Raw genomic sequence first — 16,859 nt, 5'->3', positions numbered from 1 at the left:
GACTGATGTCCTGACCGCGCAAATTTTTTCCCCATCATGACAGGCTTGTCGCCTTGTCAGCTGTTGCTGGCAACAGCGACGCTGCGATGCTCCGTCGGCATTTCACGCGGCGGGCGACCGATGACATCGCGCAGATCTTCCAGTTCGATGAAATTGTCGGCCTGGCGGCGCAGTTCGTCCGAGATCATCGGCGGTTGGCTGCGGATTGTCGAAACCACCGATACGCGCACGCCCTGCCGTTGCAGGCTGGCGATCAGCGGGCGGAAATCCCCATCACCCGAGAACAACACGATATGATCGACGCGCGGCGCCAGTTCCATGGCATCGACGGTAAGCTCGATATCCATATTTCCTTTGACTTTCCGACGCCCCATGCTGTCGGTGTATTCCTTGGCCGGTTTCGTGACCATGGTGAAGCCGTTGTAATGCAGCCAGTCAACCAATGGGCGGATCGGCGAATACTCGTCGTTTTCCAGCAGCGCTGTATAATAGAAGGCCCGAAGAAGCTTGCCGCGGCGCATGAATTCCTGCCGCAGAAGTTTGTAGTCAATGTCGAAACCGAGTGCTTTTGCCGCAGCATAAAGATTCGAGCCGTCGATGAACAGCGCTAGCCGTTCGTCTTTATAAAACATAAATGTTCCCTTCCGGTATAATCCAGTGCGTGCCGCGTTACGTGAGTGAGTGAGTGATAAAATGACGCGCTCTGGTACGCCCATAATTAGAACTTCTGTCGATTATCGCAAGTATGCAATGGGTCGAATGTAGGGTATCACATGAGCAAATCCATGCCAAATGCCGTTGTTGCGCTGGGCGCAAATCTCGATTTGAGAGGAAATGGTCCCGATGTAACACTTCAGAACGCGCTTGACGCGTTATCGCGTCACGATGTGGTGATTCGCTCCGTCAGTCGTTTTTTTTCCACCCCGTGCTTTCCCTCCGGGGCCGGCCCGGATTATGTGAATGCTGCGGCGCTGATTGCGACCGAGAAATCTCCGTCGCAGCTGTTGCAGGTGCTGCACGAGGTGGAACAGGAATTCGGGCGTGAACGGGTGCAGCGCTGGGGGATGCGGACGCTGGATCTGGATCTGGTCTGTTTCCAAGATCTGGTCCTGCCGGATCGCGCCACGTTTGATCGCTGGCGGACCCTGCCGACCGACGCGCAAAGGCAAGAGGCACCGGATCAATTGATCTTGCCGCATCCGCGCCTTCAGGATCGCGCCTTTGTCCTGGTGCCGATGGCCGATATCGTGCCCGACTGGCGTCATCCGGTTATGGGTCGCACGGTCTGCGAGATGATCCAGACCCTTCCCGCGGCAGAGGTTGCGGCGGTCACGGCGCTGTGATCCGTGCAAATGCAGCATTTCCTGCTTGTCAAGGCGCGGATTCGCGCTTAGATAAACCCCTTCCTGACATGGATTCAGAAACGGAGAGCGCCCAATGGCCCGCGTGACGGTTGAAGATTGCGTAGACAAGGTTCCAAACCGGTTCGAGCTGGTGATGCTCGCCGCCCATCGGGCGCGTGAGATTTCCGCCGGTGCAGCGATTACCGTTGACCGCGACAACGACAAGAACCCTGTCGTGTCTCTGCGTGAGATCGCCGATGAAACCCAAAGCGCGGACGAACTGCGCGAGCGCCTGATCGAGGCCAACCAGACCCAGATCGAGGTTGATGAGCCCGAAGAAGATCAGATGGCGCTGCTGATGGGTGCCGAAACGGACAAACCCGCCATGGACGACATGTCGGAAGAGAAGCTCCTGCGCGCTCTGATGGAGGCTCAAGGGCAGGGGTAAGCCCTGAAGACGAAGGTGCGGACCGGATGATTTCTGCTGACGATCTGATTGCGCTGGTCCGCAACTACAATCCCAAGACGAATGCTGACCGCATTGCGCTGGCCTATGAATTTGGCCAGCAGATGCACGAAGGGCAGTTCCGCCATTCCGGCGAGCCCTATTTCACTCATCCCGTTGCCGTTGCCGCCATCCTGACCGAACAGCGTCTGGATGATGCGACCATAATCACGGCGCTGCTTCACGACACGATCGAAGACACCAAGGCCAACTATGGCAAGGTGGCTGAACTTTTCGGGGATGAAGTCGCCAAACTGGTTGACGGCGTCACCAAGCTGACCAATCTGCAACTGTCCAGTCGCGAGACCAAGCAGGCCGAGAACTTCCGCAAGCTGTTCATGGCCATGTCCAAGGACTTGCGCGTCATTCTGGTCAAGCTGGCCGACCGTTTGCACAACATGCGGACGATCAAGGCGATGCGTCCCGAAAAACAGATCGTCAAGGCCCGCGAGACGATGGACATCTACGCACCGCTTGCGGGCCGGATGGGTATGCAGTGGATGCGCGAGGAACTGGAAGACCTGGCTTTCCGTGTTCTCAATCCCGAAGGCCGCCAGTCGATCATCCGTCGCTTTATCACCCTGCAACGCGAAACCGGCGACGTGATCCATCGCATCACTGGCGACATGCGGCACGAGTTGGAAAAGGCCGGGATCGAGGCCGAGGTGTTCGGCCGAGCCAAGAAACCCTATTCGATCTGGCGCAAGATGCAGGAAAAGGATCAGGGCTTCTCGCGCCTGTCCGACATCTATGGGTTCCGCATCATCACCCAGACCGAGGAAGACTGCTATCGAACCCTGGGGGCCATCCACCAGCGCTGGCGCGCGGTGCCGGGGCGCTTCAAGGACTACATCAGCCAGCCCAAATCGAACGGTTACCGCTCGATCCACACCACGGTGTCGGGCCGGGACGGCAAACGGGTCGAGGTCCAGATCCGCACCCGCCAGATGCACGACGTGGCCGAAACCGGGGTCGCGGCGCATTGGTCCTATCGCGACGGTGTGCGCACCGAGAACCCGTTCGCCGTCGACCCGGCCAAATGGATTTCTAATCTGACCGAGCAGTTCGACAACGAGGAAGATCACGAAGACTTCCTCGAGGCCGTCAAGCTCGAGATGTATTCGGACCAGGTGTTCTGTTTCACCCCCAAGGGCGACGTGGTGAAGCTGCCGCGTGGCGCGACGCCGATCGATTTTGCCTATGCCATTCACACCCGGATCGGTCACGCCTGTGTCGGGGCCAAGGTTGACGGGATCCGCGTTCCGCTCTGGACGCGGCTCAAGAATGGCCAGTCCGTGGACATCATTACCGCCGATGGTCAGACGCCGCAGGTCACGTGGCTGGAGATTGCAGTCACCGGCAAGGCCCGTACCGCCATTCGCCGCGCCCTGCGCGAGGTGGATCGGGAACGATTCATCAAGCTGGGCAAGGAACTTGCCCGTTCCGGGTTCGAGCACGTGGGCCGCAAGGCGACCGACAAGGCGCTCGATACCGCAGCAAAACACCTGCGCCTGAAAGACCGGCACGAGCTGCTGGCCCGCCTTGGCAGCGCCGAACTGACCGCACATGAGGTGGTTCAGGCCGTCTATCCCGAACTTGCCAAGGACGACGGCGACGCCATTCCGCTGCGCCGTGCGGTGATTGGCCTGGAGCCGGGGCAGAAGTTCGACCGGGCCCCCTGCTGTCAGCCGCTGCCGGGGGAACGTATCGTCGGTATCACCTATCGGGGCAAGGGCGTGGTCGTGCATGCCATCGATTGCGATCGGCTCAGCGAGTTCGAAGGCGAACCTGACCGGTGGGTCGATCTGCACTGGCATTCGGGCACGCACCCGGCCGTCTATGGCGCGACGCTGGATCTGACCATTGGCAACGATGCCGGGGTTCTGGGGCGTATTTGCACATTGATCGGCGAGAAAAAGGCCAATATCTCGAACCTGGAATTTGTTGACCGCAAACCGGATTTTTACCGCCTTCTGATCAATGTCGAACTGCGCGACCTTGAACAGCTTCATTCACTCATGCTGATGCTGGAGGCGGAAAGCGACGTTGCAGCGGTCGAACGTTATCGGGACCGGACCAAAACCGCGACCGCGGCTGGCTGAGAAGGGGTGATCACGGGTGGTATTCAAGCGCCGAGACCGACGCTCTCCAGTCCAGATTGCATCGGATTTCGTCTATCCGCGTGGCGGATGGACCCGCGCCTTCCATTACGTGAAACACCGCGTCCGGCGCTTGCCGGATACCCCTGACCGGATCGCGCGCGGTATAGGGGCGGGTGTTTTCGCGGCCTTTACGCCGTTTTACGGGTTGCATTTTCTTGTCGCCGCCATCGGTGCCCGGCTGATCAAGGGAAATATTCTGGCCGCGCTCAGCGGCACGTTTTTTGGCAACCCGCTCACCTATGTTCCGATCGGGGTGATCTGTCTTCAGACTGGGCATTTCCTGCTGGGGACAGAATACGAAGAAGGCGACACACAAGGGCTGATGGGCAAATTCGCCAGCGCTATAGGGGACCTCAAGAACAATTTTCTGGCGTTGTTTACGGATCGCCTGGCCGACTGGCACGGGCTGTCGCAGTTCTACGATGACGTCTTCTATCCCTATATGATCGGTGGGATCATTCCGGGCGTCGTTGCGGGGGTGATCTGCTATTACCTCAGCCTGCCGCTGATCCTGACGTATCAGCAGCGCCGCCGCGCCAGGATCAAGGCGAAGTTCGAGGAAATCAAGCGTTTGGCCGAAGATTCGGCTGCCGTTTCTTCGGCAGAGCCTCTAGGCTCGGGCAGAAACATGCAAAAGGAATCGAGTGATGTCTGAGAACCATCTGCGTCTGGGTGTGAACATCGATCACGTGGCCACCGTGCGCAATGCGCGGGGTGGGGATTATCCAGATCCGCTGCGCGCTGCCAAACTGGCGGAAGAAGCGGGGGCGGATGGCATCACCGCGCATCTGCGCGAAGATCGACGCCATATCTCGGACGCCGATATCGACGGGCTGATGGAGGTTCTGTCGGTGCCGCTGAATTTTGAGATGGCCGCGACGCCCGAGATGCAGAAAATCGCCCTGCGCCACAAGCCTCACGCGGTCTGCATCGTGCCCGAAAAGCGCGAAGAGCGCACGACCGAAGGCGGGCTTGAAGTCGCGCGCGAGGAAAACAAGCTGGCGCATTTCATCGCGCCCCTGCGTGAGGCCGGCTGCCGCGTGTCGATCTTCATTGCCGCCGATCAGCGTCAGATCGAAGCCGCGCATCGCATTGGTGCCGAAGTGATCGAGCTGCACACCGGCGCCTATTGCGACGCCCATGCCGAAGGTCGCATGGAAGATGCCGAACGCGAGCTTGAGTCGCTGCGCCAGATGTCCACCTTCGCCCATTCGCTTGGGCTCGAGGTTCATGCGGGCCATGGCCTGACCTATGACACCGTAAAACCGGTTGCCGCTTTCCCAGAAGTAAAAGAGCTGAATATCGGTCATTTCCTGATTGGCGAGGCGATTTTTCTGGGCATGACCCCGGCCATTCAGGCAATGCGTCGCCTGATGGACGAGGCGCGCGCGTGATCACCCCCGGCTTTGTCGCCATCTGGTTCGCCTGGCTGATGGCAGGGGGCTCTCCGGGCCCCGCCACGATGGGCATTGCCGGAACCGCCATGAACGAAGGCCGCCGCGCTGGTCTGGTCTTCGCGCTGGGCATCTGTGCCGGGTCCGCCGCCTGGGGCATTGCTGCAGCGCTTGGCCTGTCGGCGATCATGCTGGCCAATGTCTGGGTGTTCGAAGTGATCCGCTATGTCGGCGTGGCCTATCTGGGTTGGCTGGCCCTCAAGGCCCTGCGCCGCGCGATGACCGCGGATGAGGTCGCTTTGGGCAAACCGGTCACGGGCGCGCTGCCGACGATCTTCGCCAAAGGTGCCGCCATCCACCTGACGAACCCCAAGGCGATCCTCAGCTGGGGCTCGATCTATGCCATCGTCGCCCCCAGCGATGCCAGCCTGTCGATGCTGCTGGGCTATTTCGCCATGCTCTATGCTGGATCGTTGATAATTTTTATCGGCTATGCGTTTCTGTTTTCCTCCGAACGCCTGGTTCGAACCTACCGCCGCGCCCGCCGCTGGTTCGATTTCGCCTTTGCCGGGTTCTTCGGGGTGGCGAGTTACAAGATCCTCACGGTGCGGTTGTCATGATCCTCGGAATCGGCACAGACCTCGCAAACATCGACCGCATCCAGGGCACGCTCGACCGGTTCGGCGACCGCTTCCGCAACCGGGTCTTCACCGACACCGAACAGCGCAAGGCCGAACGCCGCGCCGATACGGCCGGAACCTATGCCAAACGCTGGGCCGCGAAAGAGGCCTGTTCCAAAGCGCTCGGCACCGGCCTGCGCATGGGCATTTCGTGGAAGGACATGGCCGTCACCAATCTGCGCACCGGCCAACCGGTGATGCACGTGACCGGCTGGGCCGCCGAGCGCCTCAAGGAAATGACCCCCGACGGGCACGAGGCGATCATCCACGTCACCCTGACCGATGATCACCCTTGGGCGCAGGCTTTTGTGGTGATCGAGGCGCGTCCGGTTCAAGATCAGCCCGCGCAGCCTTGACTTGCCCCCATCCCCCCCGCATGTAGCAGCGAAGCCAAGCAAAGAACTGGAGCGAGCAGAATGGCCGAGGACGCCAAAACCGGAAATCCCGTCTGGGAGACGATCAAGACCATCGTCTACGCGCTGTTGATTGCCGGCGTGTTCCGCACCCTCTTCTTTCAACCGTTCTGGATCCCCTCGGGCTCGATGAAGCAGACGCTGCTGATCGGCGATTTCCTCTTCGTCAACAAGATGGCCTATGGCTATTCCTACGCATCCTGCCCCAGCCTGATCATCCCCAGCGTCGGCCTGAACGTGGATGCCGAAGATATCTGTGGCTGGATGCAGGGCGAAGACAATACCCGTATCTGGGGCGGTGATCCCGAACGTGGCGATGTCATCGTCTTTCGCCATCCGGTCACCGGGCGTGATTATATCAAACGCCTGATTGGGTTGCCTGGCGACCGGATCCAGGTCCGCAATGGCCAGATCATCCTCAATGGCACTCCGGTTCCTCAGCAGCCCGACGGCGTGTTTACTGAAATTGCCGAACCGCAAGGCCCGCAGCGCCTGCGCCCCCGCTGTGAAAACGGCCCTGTTGGAATCGGTGGTACCTGTGAAAAGTCGCGCCTGATCGAAACCCTGCCCAACGGTGTGTCCTATGACGTGCTGAATATCGGCAACCAGGCATCGGACAATACCGGCATCTATACCGTGCCCGAGGGTCATTATTTCTTCATGGGTGACAACCGTGACAATTCCAGCGACAGCCGTCTGCCGCAATCTGCCGGTGGTGTCGGATACGTGCCTTACGAAAACCTGATCGGTCGTGCCGACCGGATCATGTTCTCGTCCGCGGGCCGTTCGATGCTGTTCTTCTGGACATGGCGCGGTGATCGGTTCTTCAAGGCGGTCAATTGAAGCTCTCGGCTGAAATAAAGGCGTTCCAGCGGCGATTGGGGTATGAGTTCAAAAACCCCGAACTGCTGGTGCGCGCGCTGACCCATGGCTCGGTGTCTTCGTCCACCCGCCCCGACAATCAGCGGCTGGAGTTTCTGGGAGACCGGGTGCTGGGCCTTGTCATGGCCACTGCGCTGCTTGAAGCTGACAAGAAGGCGTCCGAGGGTCAGTTGGCCCCACGGTTCAACGCACTGGTCCGCAAAGAAGCCTGCGCTGATGTGGCCCGCCAGATTGACCTGGGCGCGGTGTTGAAACTCGGCCGGTCCGAGATGCTGTCCGGTGGCCGTCGCAAGCAAGCGCTGCTGGGCGACGCGATGGAGGCCGTGATCGCTGCCATCTATCGGGATACGGGGTTTGAGGCCGCCCGCGATGTCATCCTCGCCCTCTGGGGGGACCGCATCCATAAGGTCGAGGCCGACGCCCGCGACGCCAAAACCGCGCTTCAGGAATGGGCGCAGGCGCGCGGCCAGAAACCACCCAGCTATGTCGAGGTCAAACGCAGCGGCCCCGACCACGCCCCCGTCTTCACCATCGCCGCCCGCCTTCAGGACGGAACCGAGGCACAAGCCACGGCAGGTTCCAAGCGCCAGGCCGAACAGGCGGCCGCCAAGGCCTTGCTGGAGCGGGTCGGCTGATCTCAGTTTAAGCTCGGCCTGTCACAAACTTCAATCTAACTTGAAGACTATAGAAGCCACGACAGGCGACCTGTATCTGGGTATCAGTCGTTTTGGCACCAGTCAGGCTACGGCAGGTCAAAGCACTCAGAAAACAACATAAAAAAGGCAATCTAATGCAACGTGCAAAACTCTCGCTCGTCAATATCGGCTTTCTGTTCATTGCCGGGTTTGTGGCAACCATGGCCTTCGATTTCTGGGGGCAGGTTGTCAGTCCCGGGATCGGCTGGGCCAACCTGTCACCCGAAGGTCTGGCGCAGAGTTTGCTGTCCAGTCTGGGCCTGCCCAGCAACGCTTTTCTGGGCTTCTTTGTGCATTTCTACATTGTCGGCCTGATTGCCTATCCTTTGGGTTGGTTCCTTATTTTCCAGCCAATCTGGGTCAAGGTTCTGGGTCCGGCCCACATCTTTGTAGCCTCGGCAATCTATGGTTTCGGTCTGTGGGTGTTTGCTATCGGAGGTGTCACGACCTTTGCCGGTCTGCCACCGTTCCTGAACTTTGTCGGCATCACATGGGTCGCGCTGATCGGACACGTTTTGTACGGTATCGTGTTTGTGGCCGTGCTGAACCCCATCCTGCGCCGTCACCCGTGATCTGACCCGTACTATCCGTCGGTCCGGTGTCGGGCCGACGGTTTTCATTGATCACTCCACGCGAATGAACCCGGTCAGCCCGGTTTTCTGATGTTCGATCACATGGCAATGAAACGCCCAGTCGCCGGGGTTGTCCGCCACCAGTGCGATATCCGCCACCTCATCCTTCAACAGCAGCATCGTGTCCGTCATCAGCGGTGGCAGGGTGCGCAGGTTGGATCGCAGCGGCACGAAGGCCAGCCCGTGCAGGTGGATCGGGTGCAGATTGGGCGATTCATTGCGCAATCGCAAAACATAGCTCTTGCCCCGTTGCAGCACTGCCAGCGGCCCGGTTTCCTGCGCCGCATCGCCCGGCCAGGGTGTGCGGTTGATCGACCAGAAACTATAGCCCAACGACCCGCAGAACCCGTCATTCGGGGCGCCGCCTTCCGGGGTCCAGCCGAACACGAATTCATGCAACTCGGCCTGATCAAGATCTGGGCGCGCGACAGGGTTTGCACGCAATGGGCGCAGCTCTCTCAGATCGCGCGCCGCTGATGTGCCGGTCGCCCGCAAGCGCGCCATGGCGCGATGTGGTTGACCGGGAAACTTGGCTATCAGGTCCGCCGACTGCCCTTCGCCCTCGGGCATCCGGACGGCAATATCCACCCGTTGACCGGGGCCCAGCAACAGCGGTTCGTCCGCCGTTGGCACCGGCAGATCGATCTCGACCGGATGCCCGTCCCAGGCGATGATCCGGGTCTCGGCCCCCTCAGGATGCAACCTATAGATGCGGGTCGTGTCCGTGTTGACCACCCGCAGCCGCACCAGACTACCCGCCGTGTGTTCATAGACCGCCTCGCTCTGCCAGTTGGCGGTCTGCACCGTGCCAAACGTGCCCGCCCGCGCCGCACCTCGCGCCGTATAGGCCGGCAGGAACGCGTCATTCTCGTCCAGACGGAAATCCCGCAGATTGACCACCTGCTCGCTGTCGAACCCCGGCTCGTCCGGCTCGGCAATCACCATCACGCCGGTCAGCCCGCGCGCCATCTGGTCCATCGTCATGCAATGGGGATGATACCAATACGTGCCCGCATCCGGCGGCGTGAACTCATAGGCGAAACTTTCGCCCTCGCCGATGGGCATTTGGGTCAGGTAGGGCACCCCGTCCATCCCGTTTCGAATGCGCAGCCCGTGCCAGTGCATCGAGGTATAATCCGGCAAGGTGTTGCGAACGCTCAGCCGCATAGGCTCGCCCTGCCGCCCATACAGAATCGGCGGCGGCGCATCGGGCGACAGGCTGACCATCCCTGTGGTCAGCCCTTCGCGCAGCCGGTAACTGGCGGGTTGCAGCACCAGCTCCTGCGCCGCATTGCCTGCCGCCAGCGACCATCCGCCCAACCCAAACGCACCAGCGGCGGCACCGCTTCCAAGAAGAAACTCGCGACGTTTCATGACAACCTCACTGAAAGGATTTGCTGCCGGGCTGGAACTGGCTGGGCATCTAATCCTGTCCTGCCACTGCAAGCGCAGGGCTGCAATGCGACAAATCCCTCTGGCCCGCCGCCCCTTTCTGCTATAGGGGGGCGCAGTTGCAGACAGGATTGCCAGACACATGACCACACGCGCCGGATTTATCGCCCTGATCGGAGAGCCCAATGCGGGCAAATCCACCCTCCTGAACCGCATGGTCGGGGCCAAGGTGTCGATCGTGACGCATAAGGTGCAGACCACCCGCGCGCGTATCCGCGGCGTGGCGATGGAAGGCGACGCGCAACTGGTCTTCGTCGACACGCCGGGCCTGTTCAAACCCCGCCGCCGACTGGATCGCGCCATGGTCGCCGCCGCATGGGGCGGGGCCGCGGATGCCGACATCGTTGTGCTCATGGTCGAGGCGCATCGTGGCATTACTGAAGGCGTCGAGCGCATCCTTGAAGGTCTGGAAGAGATCGGGCAGGGCCGCACGATCGCGTTGGCCATCAACAAGATCGACAAGGTGCCGTCCGAGAAGCTGCTGGCGCTGACCAGTGACCTGAACGCGCGCTACCCGTTTGCCGAAACCTTCATGATCTCTGCTGAAAAGGGACACGGCGTCGAGGACTTGCGCAAGTGGCTGGCCTCTGAACTGCCTGAAGGCCCGTGGTTGTATCCCGAAGACCAGATCGCCGATCTGCCCCTGCGCATGATCGCCGCCGAAATGACGCGCGAGAAGCTGACCCTGCGTCTACATCAGGAATTGCCCTATCAACTGACCGTCGAGACCGAAAACTGGGAAGAGCGCAAAGACGGCTCTGCCAAGATCGATCAGGTCATCTATGTCATGCGCGACGGCCACAAGGGCATCGTTCTGGGCAAGAAGGGCGAGACGATCAAGGCCGTCAGTCAGGCCGCACGGGCCGAGCTGGAAGAATTCCTCGACCGCAGGATTCACCTGTTCCTGCAAGTGAAGGTCCGGCCCAATTGGCTGGAAGAATCCGAGCGGTATTCGGAAATGGGGCTGGATTTCAAAGACGGAAACGCATGACGCGGCTGACGGCGGAATTCTGGGTTCACGCCTATCTGGCGCGGCTGCGATTTCAGGATATCCCGGCCTATGTGGTTGCCCATGGCGATGACACCGCAGGCGCAGTTCTGGTCAAGCTGAACACGCTGGACGGGCAGGCCGTTGCCTTCCAACGCAGCTTTGATCTGATGAGTGGCGAACGGAAATGGGTCGAACTCTCGTCCGGCCTTGAAGGTGACGTGGACCAGGCCATTCAGCGCCAACGCAGCTTTGACCCCGACCTCTGGGTGATCGAGGTCGAAGACCGGCAGGGGCGGCACCTGCTGGGCGAAGAAGGGCTGGAGTGACCACGGTACAGACGGGTCTTTGACGCAGAGACCAAAATGACTATTTTACCCCGGCAACTACACTGGCAGGGCTGGCTTGCCCTGTGGACAGGCGCAACCAAGAGGTGCTTTCGTGGCTAAAACGCTTGCTGAGAAACTGGAAAAATCGGAACTCGGCCACTGGATGCAGCGTTTCGAAAGCTTCATGGTCTTTGTCGGGGTTGTTGGTCCTTTTGCCACGCTTCCGCAACTGATCAAGCTCTACTTCACCCATTCCGAACACGCTACTGGTCAGTCGCTTCTGTCCTGGTCGCTTTATGCCGGGCTGTCCTTCCTGTGGTTCGCATATGGTCTGGTGGTCGGCAAGTTGCCCATCTATGTGGGCAACGGTATCTCGATGGTGCTGAACCTGCTGATGGTCATAGGAATTCTGGTTCATGCGGGTGTGACGTTCTGAACTTCACGCTGGCTTGGGTCTTTCTTGTTCGCGGTCGCAGACGATGCTCGGGGCCATCAATCCGCGTCGCCAAAATAGACAAAGCTCATCTTGTTCCCATCGGGGTCGCGTGCGTAGGCACCAAAAAAGTTTGGGCCATATTGGGGGCGGTCCCCCGGATCACCTTCGTTTGTTCCGCCATTTGCAAGCGCGGCCGCGTGCGCCTCACGCACTTCCTCTGTGCTTTGGCACAGCAGGCCAACCATGTTTCCGTTGCCGATCGTCGCGTCTTTTTTGTCGAACGGTGTCGCGACCCATATGCATCCGCCGCCGCGCAGCTCATAACATACGGCATGCGGCATATACTCAGCGACGACCTTTCCGCCGATCCGGGGCATAACCGCGTCGTAATAGCTGCGTGCCTTGGCAACGTCGTTGGAACCGATCATGACATAATTAAGAGACATTTTTTGGAATCCCACTTTAAGAACATAAGTAGAACATTAATACCTGAACTGGTTTCAAGCAACGCGTTTTTCGGAATAGTTTTGGCGACCCCCGACCTACCCGAACAGGGCAACTGACGGGGTTTCCATCGACCAAGGGGCAGCAGGCGCGTTCTGCCGGGGCACATTGGTGATCTGAGGAATGGCGGCGGGTTCATGTTGAGGCACAACGGAATCCACCGTGGTCAGGTCTGATCGCTATATCGGACTGGACCGTTGCAATGAAAAGCCGATGCTCTGCCCTTCAGTCTTTGCATGTCTTGGGATTACGCGCCATGTCCGCCGTTCCACCCGTCTTCGTACTCGCCCAACACCCTGGACAGGTGCAGCAGAGAGGCAGAAAAGCGTGCGTAGACATCCCTCGACAACATCGGCTTGTTGTCATCCAAAACCTGCACAAGTTCGACGATGGCTGACGCAAATGTCTCATAGACCTGCATGTCTGCCGCCGTTGGATCCGGTGTCCAGATTTCGAGTTCGTCGTAATATGTGGCGGGTTTCGGTTCGTCATCGATCATGCTGCGGCCCCTTTTGTTGAAGCGCAGTTGGGGGTCATAAAAAACACGTACAAGCCGGGTGGCGCGAAGTCACAAAACTATGGCAGCTTCGGAAAAGAACACGCGCTGAAAAGGGATTGAAGCACTTCCGCTCTTGCGTGCCAACGTCGCTTGGGATTTTCTGCGAACCAACCAAACCAGCAACAGGGTCAGGTTTTGGACTGGCGCGATCACGGAATACTCCTGACATTACGCCGCCATGGTGAAACAGCGGCGATCATCGAGGTCTTTACCGAAGGCCACGGGCGCCACGCAGGTGTGGTGCGCGGCGGGACCAGCCGCAAGATCGCGCCGATCCTGCAACCTGGGGCGCAATTGGACGTGCTGTGGCGTGCGCGGCTGGAAGAACATATCGGCACCTTTCAGGTCGAACCCCTGCGGTCCCGTGCGGCAGCCGCTTTTTCAGGGCGGCTGGCCTTGTCCGGGCTGAACGCGGTCGTTTCGCTGTTGTCCTTTTGTCTGCCCGAACGGGAACCACACCCCGCGCTTTATTCCCGGACGGAACAGTTGATGGATCTGTTGGGGCAGGACGAGGTCTGGCCTCTGGCCTATCTGCGATGGGAGCTCGCGTTGCTTGACGAACTTGGCTTTGGCCTTGATCTGACAGCCTGCGCCGTGACCGGTGTGACCGAAGGATTGATCTATGTATCCCCCAAAACAGGCCGTTCCGTCAGCGCCAATGGCGCCGGGGAATGGGCTGACAAGCTGTTGCCTCTGCCGCCTTGTCTGCGAGGTGAGGGCACTGCGCCCGATGCCGAGGTCGCAGAGGCCCTGCGCACAACCGGATATTTCCTGGAGCACCGCGTTGCTCCGTCTTTGGGGCATAATCCGCTGCCCGAAGCGCGGGCTCGGTTCGTGGATCAGGTCACTCGGCGGCTGTGAACACCATCTCGTGCCCATCCTCGTTTCGCAGAATCAGAACATTGCCTGACACCTCGGATTGGGTCATGGCCATGAGGGCGGCAAAGTAGACCCCTTCCGCCTCGAGTCCCGCGCAGGCGGCGCGCGTCGCGTTGAGGTTCTGAACCTCAAACCAAGGGTAAGGCGCGTTGAGTGTTCCGTCATAGCTGTTGCACGGAGCGTTGCCGGCAATCCTGCCTTCTTCCGGAAACCGCAGCAGAGCGCTCGCCTCATAGGGCTGACCATCGATCTCCTGCAGCACCCAAATCTGGTCCGCCGCACCATAGGCGGCGACGGTTTCGTCCTTGTCGCATTGGAACAGTGCCAACAAGGGCAGGGTCAGGATCAGACGAGTCATGGCTGGGTCTTAGCGCATAGGGGATGTTGTTGGAACCGGATCAGTACGGAAGAGACCCGTTCAGCAGTTGCGCACGCACTTCCTGCCGGGGTTTCCAGTTATAGCGCGTATCTTCACGCACCGGCGCCCAGAACAAGGCACCGCTGTTGCGCCATGGGTCGAGGATGATACCGTCATACATTGTGTCCCCCTTGGCGCTGATCGATGCCGAATGGTGGATGATGCGAAACGGGGTCGGCGGCGACGTGGCCCAGTTCAGGTCCAGCGTCTGGAAATTTTCCTGCCGCAAGCGTTTGGTCATCGCTTCGGCCCAGTCATTGCACAGGCCCTTTTCGCGGAACCCGTTGATGACCTTGGCGTTGTGGATGATAGCCGGGTCGGTGACATTCCAATCCCGTGCCAACTGCTGCGAGTAGGAATAGGCGATTGTGGCCGCCCTCTGAGCCTCGGCCGGATCGACATCCGACCCGAGCGCCTGGATCGACTGAGCCAGCGCATCAATATCGTTCCGGCTCACCGTCGGTTGAGACGTGGTGCAAGCCGCCAGAGCAAGAGCTGCAAGAACAGCACACATGGCAAGGAAAGATCGGGTCATGCGGTATCCCAAAAGTTAATTTCGACGTCTCGTGTCCGGCTGATGCTCTAACGGTGAAAGGGGCGGGATCAAAGGGGGAAGTTTTGAAACACGTGGGTCATTTGTGACCGTCACGCGGGCTACGAGGGGCGATGGTATGTTTTGTACAAAACACACTCTGCATGGTTCGGACCGCGTACAGATTGTACGAAACAGGAAAAAGACCCGGCGCAAGCGCCGGGCCAGTCGGGGAAACAGGGCTGCCGGAATGGGTCACCCGAGCAGACGTCGTGCGATGACCTGTGCCTGAATCTCGGCCGCCCCTTCGAAAATGTTGAGAATACGTGCGTCGCACAGAACGCGGCTGATCTTGTATTCCAGTGCAAAGCCGTTTCCGCCGTGGATTTGCAGCCCGTTGTCCGCCGCAGCCCAGGCCACACGCGCGCCAAGCAGCTTGGCCATACCGGCCTCTAGATCACAGCGCTGGCCGTGGTCTTTTTCCCACGCGCTGAAATAGGTCAGCTGGCGCGCGATCATGATCTCGACCGCCATCATTGCCAGCTTGCCCGAGACACGCGGGAAGTTGATCAGCGATTTGCCGAATTGCTTGCGGTCGATAGCATATTGCATGGCGATATCCAGCGCACTTTGCGCCACGCCGATGGCGCGCGCGGCGGTCTGGATACGGGCACTTTCAAAGGTTTCCATCAGCTGTTTGAAACCCTTGCCTTCTTCACCGCCCAGCAGGTTTTCACCCTTGACGTGAAAGCCGTCAAAGCCTAGCTCGTATTCCTTCATGCCGCGGTATCCCAGAACCTCGATCTCACCACCGGTCATGCCGGGGGTGGGGAAGGGATTGTCGTCCGTGCCGGGTGTCTTTTCCGCCAGGAACATGGACAGGCCGCGGTGATCGGTGCTGTCGGGATCGGTCCGCGCCAGCAACGTCATGACATGGGTCCGCGCGGCGTGGGTGATCCAGGTCTTGTTGCCGGTGATCCGGTAATCACCGTTCTCGTCCTTCACGGCACGGGTGCGCAGGCTGCCAAGATCCGAGCCGGTGTTGGGTTCAGTGAAGACAGCCGTCGGCAGAATTTCAGCGCTGGCCAGTTTTGGCAGCCAGTTGGCTTTTTGCTCGTCAGTACCGCCGGCAATGATCAACTCGGCCGCGATTTCCGAACGCGTGCCCAGCGAGCCGACGCCGATATAGCCACGCGACAGTTCTTCGGAAACGACGCACATGGATGCTTTGGACAGTCCGAAACCGCCAAACTCTTCCGGGATGGTCAGCCCGAAAACGCCCATTTCCGCCAGTTCTTCGATGATTTCCAGCGGGATCAGCTCATCCTTGAGGTGCCATTCATGGGCATACGGTTCGACCTTTTCCTGCGCATAGCGGCGGAACTGGTCGCGGATCATTTCCAGTTCTTCGTCCAGGCCCGACGCGCCGAACATTGTGGCGCCGGCCTGATCTTGCATCAGCTCGACCAAACGGCTGCGTGCGGCTTGTGAATTCGCCTGCGCCATCAAGGTCTGTACTTCGGACGACTGAAAGCCCGACAGCGCATCCCAGCCGAGACCCATGTCCTGAAGGCGCACGACCTCGCCCTGGTTCATCGGGATGCCACCTGCGACCTGATGCAGGTACTCGCCAAAGGCGATCTGGTGAAGCAACTGCTCGAGCTCGCCGAACTTGCCTTCGGCCTGAAGTGCTTCGGCCCAGCGCTGCATTTGTTGCAGCGACTGATTATACGTGGCCAGCCATGCCAGCCCATGCGCGGCGGTCTGGTTTGCCTCGATCAGAGCGCCAGAGATACGGCCATCCGCCGAGACCATGTCGCGCACGGATTCACGGGCTTTTTCAAAAACAGCTTCTACCGCGGGTAGGGCAGCCCGGGTCAAATTCAGAAGATCGGGCAAAACTGCAGCAGTTGTCATCTCGGTCATATCCTGTCCGTCGTGGGCCATGAATCGCGTCCTTTCCTCGGTCGTCTGGTCATATCATGCTGCACGTGCAGCGCAACAAAAATACTTATTACGCTGCGAAAAAGTTCAAAAATTACCCCACCATTTTTGC

At 59.7% G+C, this 16,859-nt stretch carries 21 protein-coding genes; 14 read left to right on the top strand and 7 right to left on the bottom strand.

Features of this window, described 5'->3' with window-relative positions:
- Nucleotides 1–56 precede the first annotated feature (56 nt).
- Nucleotides 57–632 (bottom strand): NYN domain-containing protein, encoded by a 576-nt coding sequence (locus GS611_RS17430; RefSeq protein WP_117869875.1) that lies wholly within the window; start codon nucleotides 630–632, stop codon nucleotides 57–59.
- A gap of 141 nt (nucleotides 633–773) precedes the next feature.
- Between GS611_RS17430 and folK the strand changes: the two genes are divergently transcribed.
- The 10 genes from folK (at nucleotide 774) to GS611_RS17380 (ending at nucleotide 8,646) form a co-directional block, all read left to right on the top strand.
- Nucleotides 774–1,343, top strand: a complete 570-nt coding sequence (gene folK / locus GS611_RS17425) for a 2-amino-4-hydroxy-6-hydroxymethyldihydropteridine diphosphokinase (RefSeq protein ID WP_171637572.1) — start codon at nucleotides 774–776, stop codon at nucleotides 1,341–1,343.
- Between the two features lie 94 nt (nucleotides 1,344–1,437).
- The gene (gene rpoZ / locus GS611_RS17420; protein WP_117869873.1) at nucleotides 1,438–1,791 is read left to right on the top strand and encodes a DNA-directed RNA polymerase subunit omega; all 354 of its coding nucleotides are present in this window, start codon (nucleotides 1,438–1,440) and stop codon (nucleotides 1,789–1,791) included.
- A gap of 26 nt (nucleotides 1,792–1,817) precedes the next feature.
- Nucleotides 1,818–3,950 carry a bifunctional (p)ppGpp synthetase/guanosine-3',5'-bis(diphosphate) 3'-pyrophosphohydrolase gene (locus tag GS611_RS17415; protein WP_171637571.1) on the top strand — a complete coding sequence of 711 codons (2,133 nt, stop codon included), beginning with the start codon at nucleotides 1,818–1,820 and terminating at the stop codon, nucleotides 3,948–3,950.
- A gap of 16 nt (nucleotides 3,951–3,966) precedes the next feature.
- A complete protein-coding gene (locus tag GS611_RS17410; RefSeq protein ID WP_171637570.1) occupies nucleotides 3,967–4,665 on the top strand; it encodes a DUF2062 domain-containing protein in 699 nt (232 codons plus the stop codon).
- Complete coding sequence (locus tag GS611_RS17405; protein ID WP_171637569.1) at nucleotides 4,658–5,404, top strand: pyridoxine 5'-phosphate synthase; 747 nt, start codon at nucleotides 4,658–4,660, stop codon at nucleotides 5,402–5,404. The genes GS611_RS17410 and GS611_RS17405 overlap by 8 nt, the downstream gene beginning before the upstream one ends.
- On the top strand, nucleotides 5,401–6,024 hold the full coding sequence (locus GS611_RS17400) for a LysE family transporter (protein WP_171637567.1): 624 nt from the start codon (nucleotides 5,401–5,403) through the stop codon (nucleotides 6,022–6,024). The genes GS611_RS17405 and GS611_RS17400 overlap by 4 nt, the downstream gene beginning before the upstream one ends.
- Complete coding sequence (acpS, locus tag GS611_RS17395; RefSeq protein ID WP_171637565.1) at nucleotides 6,021–6,440, top strand: holo-ACP synthase; 420 nt, start codon at nucleotides 6,021–6,023, stop codon at nucleotides 6,438–6,440. Before GS611_RS17400 ends, acpS begins: the two co-directional genes overlap by 4 nt.
- A gap of 60 nt (nucleotides 6,441–6,500) precedes the next feature.
- Nucleotides 6,501–7,340, top strand: coding sequence for a signal peptidase I (gene lepB / locus GS611_RS17390; protein ID WP_171229134.1), 840 nt, complete (start codon nucleotides 6,501–6,503; stop codon nucleotides 7,338–7,340).
- Entirely contained in the window at nucleotides 7,337–8,014 is a 678-nt protein-coding gene (gene rnc, locus GS611_RS17385) for a ribonuclease III (RefSeq protein WP_171637563.1), read from the top strand. Before lepB ends, rnc begins: the two co-directional genes overlap by 4 nt.
- A gap of 155 nt (nucleotides 8,015–8,169) precedes the next feature.
- Complete coding sequence (locus GS611_RS17380) at nucleotides 8,170–8,646, top strand: hypothetical protein (RefSeq protein WP_171637561.1); 477 nt, start codon at nucleotides 8,170–8,172, stop codon at nucleotides 8,644–8,646.
- Between the two features lie 51 nt (nucleotides 8,647–8,697).
- On the opposite strand, the gene GS611_RS17375 is transcribed toward GS611_RS17380, so the two are convergent.
- Nucleotides 8,698–10,080 (bottom strand): multicopper oxidase family protein, encoded by a 1,383-nt coding sequence (locus tag GS611_RS17375; RefSeq protein WP_171637559.1) that lies wholly within the window; start codon nucleotides 10,078–10,080, stop codon nucleotides 8,698–8,700.
- A gap of 160 nt (nucleotides 10,081–10,240) precedes the next feature.
- Between GS611_RS17375 and era the strand changes: the two genes are divergently transcribed.
- From era to GS611_RS17360, 3 genes are all read left to right on the top strand, one after another.
- Complete coding sequence (era, locus tag GS611_RS17370; protein ID WP_171169156.1) at nucleotides 10,241–11,149, top strand: GTPase Era; 909 nt, start codon at nucleotides 10,241–10,243, stop codon at nucleotides 11,147–11,149.
- Nucleotides 11,146–11,475: a DUF1491 family protein gene (locus tag GS611_RS17365; RefSeq protein WP_152457087.1), complete on the top strand. Its 330-nt coding sequence runs from the start codon at nucleotides 11,146–11,148 to the stop codon at nucleotides 11,473–11,475. The genes era and GS611_RS17365 overlap by 4 nt, the downstream gene beginning before the upstream one ends.
- A gap of 112 nt (nucleotides 11,476–11,587) precedes the next feature.
- Nucleotides 11,588–11,911: a SemiSWEET transporter gene (locus tag GS611_RS17360; RefSeq protein WP_171637557.1), complete on the top strand. Its 324-nt coding sequence runs from the start codon at nucleotides 11,588–11,590 to the stop codon at nucleotides 11,909–11,911.
- 56 nt (nucleotides 11,912–11,967) lie between these two features.
- Here GS611_RS17360 and GS611_RS17355 read toward each other — a convergent pair whose 3' ends face one another.
- Together GS611_RS17355 and GS611_RS17350 are read right to left on the bottom strand one after the other, a co-directional pair.
- Entirely contained in the window at nucleotides 11,968–12,357 is a 390-nt protein-coding gene (locus tag GS611_RS17355) for a VOC family protein (protein ID WP_171637555.1), read from the bottom strand.
- Between the two features lie 305 nt (nucleotides 12,358–12,662).
- Complete coding sequence (locus GS611_RS17350) at nucleotides 12,663–12,914, bottom strand: hypothetical protein (RefSeq protein ID WP_171637553.1); 252 nt, start codon at nucleotides 12,912–12,914, stop codon at nucleotides 12,663–12,665.
- A gap of 195 nt (nucleotides 12,915–13,109) precedes the next feature.
- Here GS611_RS17350 and recO point away from each other — a divergent pair, with 195 nt between their 5' ends.
- Complete coding sequence (gene recO, locus GS611_RS17345; RefSeq protein ID WP_171169330.1) at nucleotides 13,110–13,835, top strand: DNA repair protein RecO; 726 nt, start codon at nucleotides 13,110–13,112, stop codon at nucleotides 13,833–13,835.
- Here recO and GS611_RS17340 read toward each other — a convergent pair.
- The 3 genes from GS611_RS17340 to GS611_RS17330 all read right to left on the bottom strand — a co-directional run bounded on the left by GS611_RS17340 (nucleotide 13,819) and on the right by GS611_RS17330 (nucleotide 16,750).
- Complete coding sequence (locus GS611_RS17340; RefSeq protein WP_171637551.1) at nucleotides 13,819–14,211, bottom strand: META domain-containing protein; 393 nt, start codon at nucleotides 14,209–14,211, stop codon at nucleotides 13,819–13,821. The two genes, recO and GS611_RS17340, sit on opposite strands and share 17 nt — an antisense overlap.
- Nucleotides 14,212–14,251: 40 nt before the next feature.
- Nucleotides 14,252–14,806 carry a hypothetical protein gene (locus GS611_RS17335; protein ID WP_171637548.1) on the bottom strand — a complete coding sequence of 185 codons (555 nt, stop codon included), beginning with the start codon at nucleotides 14,804–14,806 and terminating at the stop codon, nucleotides 14,252–14,254.
- 252 nt (nucleotides 14,807–15,058) lie between these two features.
- Complete coding sequence (locus GS611_RS17330) at nucleotides 15,059–16,750, bottom strand: acyl-CoA dehydrogenase family protein (RefSeq protein ID WP_171637546.1); 1,692 nt, start codon at nucleotides 16,748–16,750, stop codon at nucleotides 15,059–15,061.
- Nucleotides 16,751–16,859: the final 109 nt, after the last annotated feature.

The sequence above is a fragment of the Ruegeria sp. HKCCD6119 genome, assembly GCF_013110585.1.
Lineage (GTDB): Bacteria > Pseudomonadota > Alphaproteobacteria > Rhodobacterales > Rhodobacteraceae > Ruegeria.
Note: the sequence above shows the minus strand (reverse complement) of the source record. Positions and strands in the feature narration are given on the sequence as shown.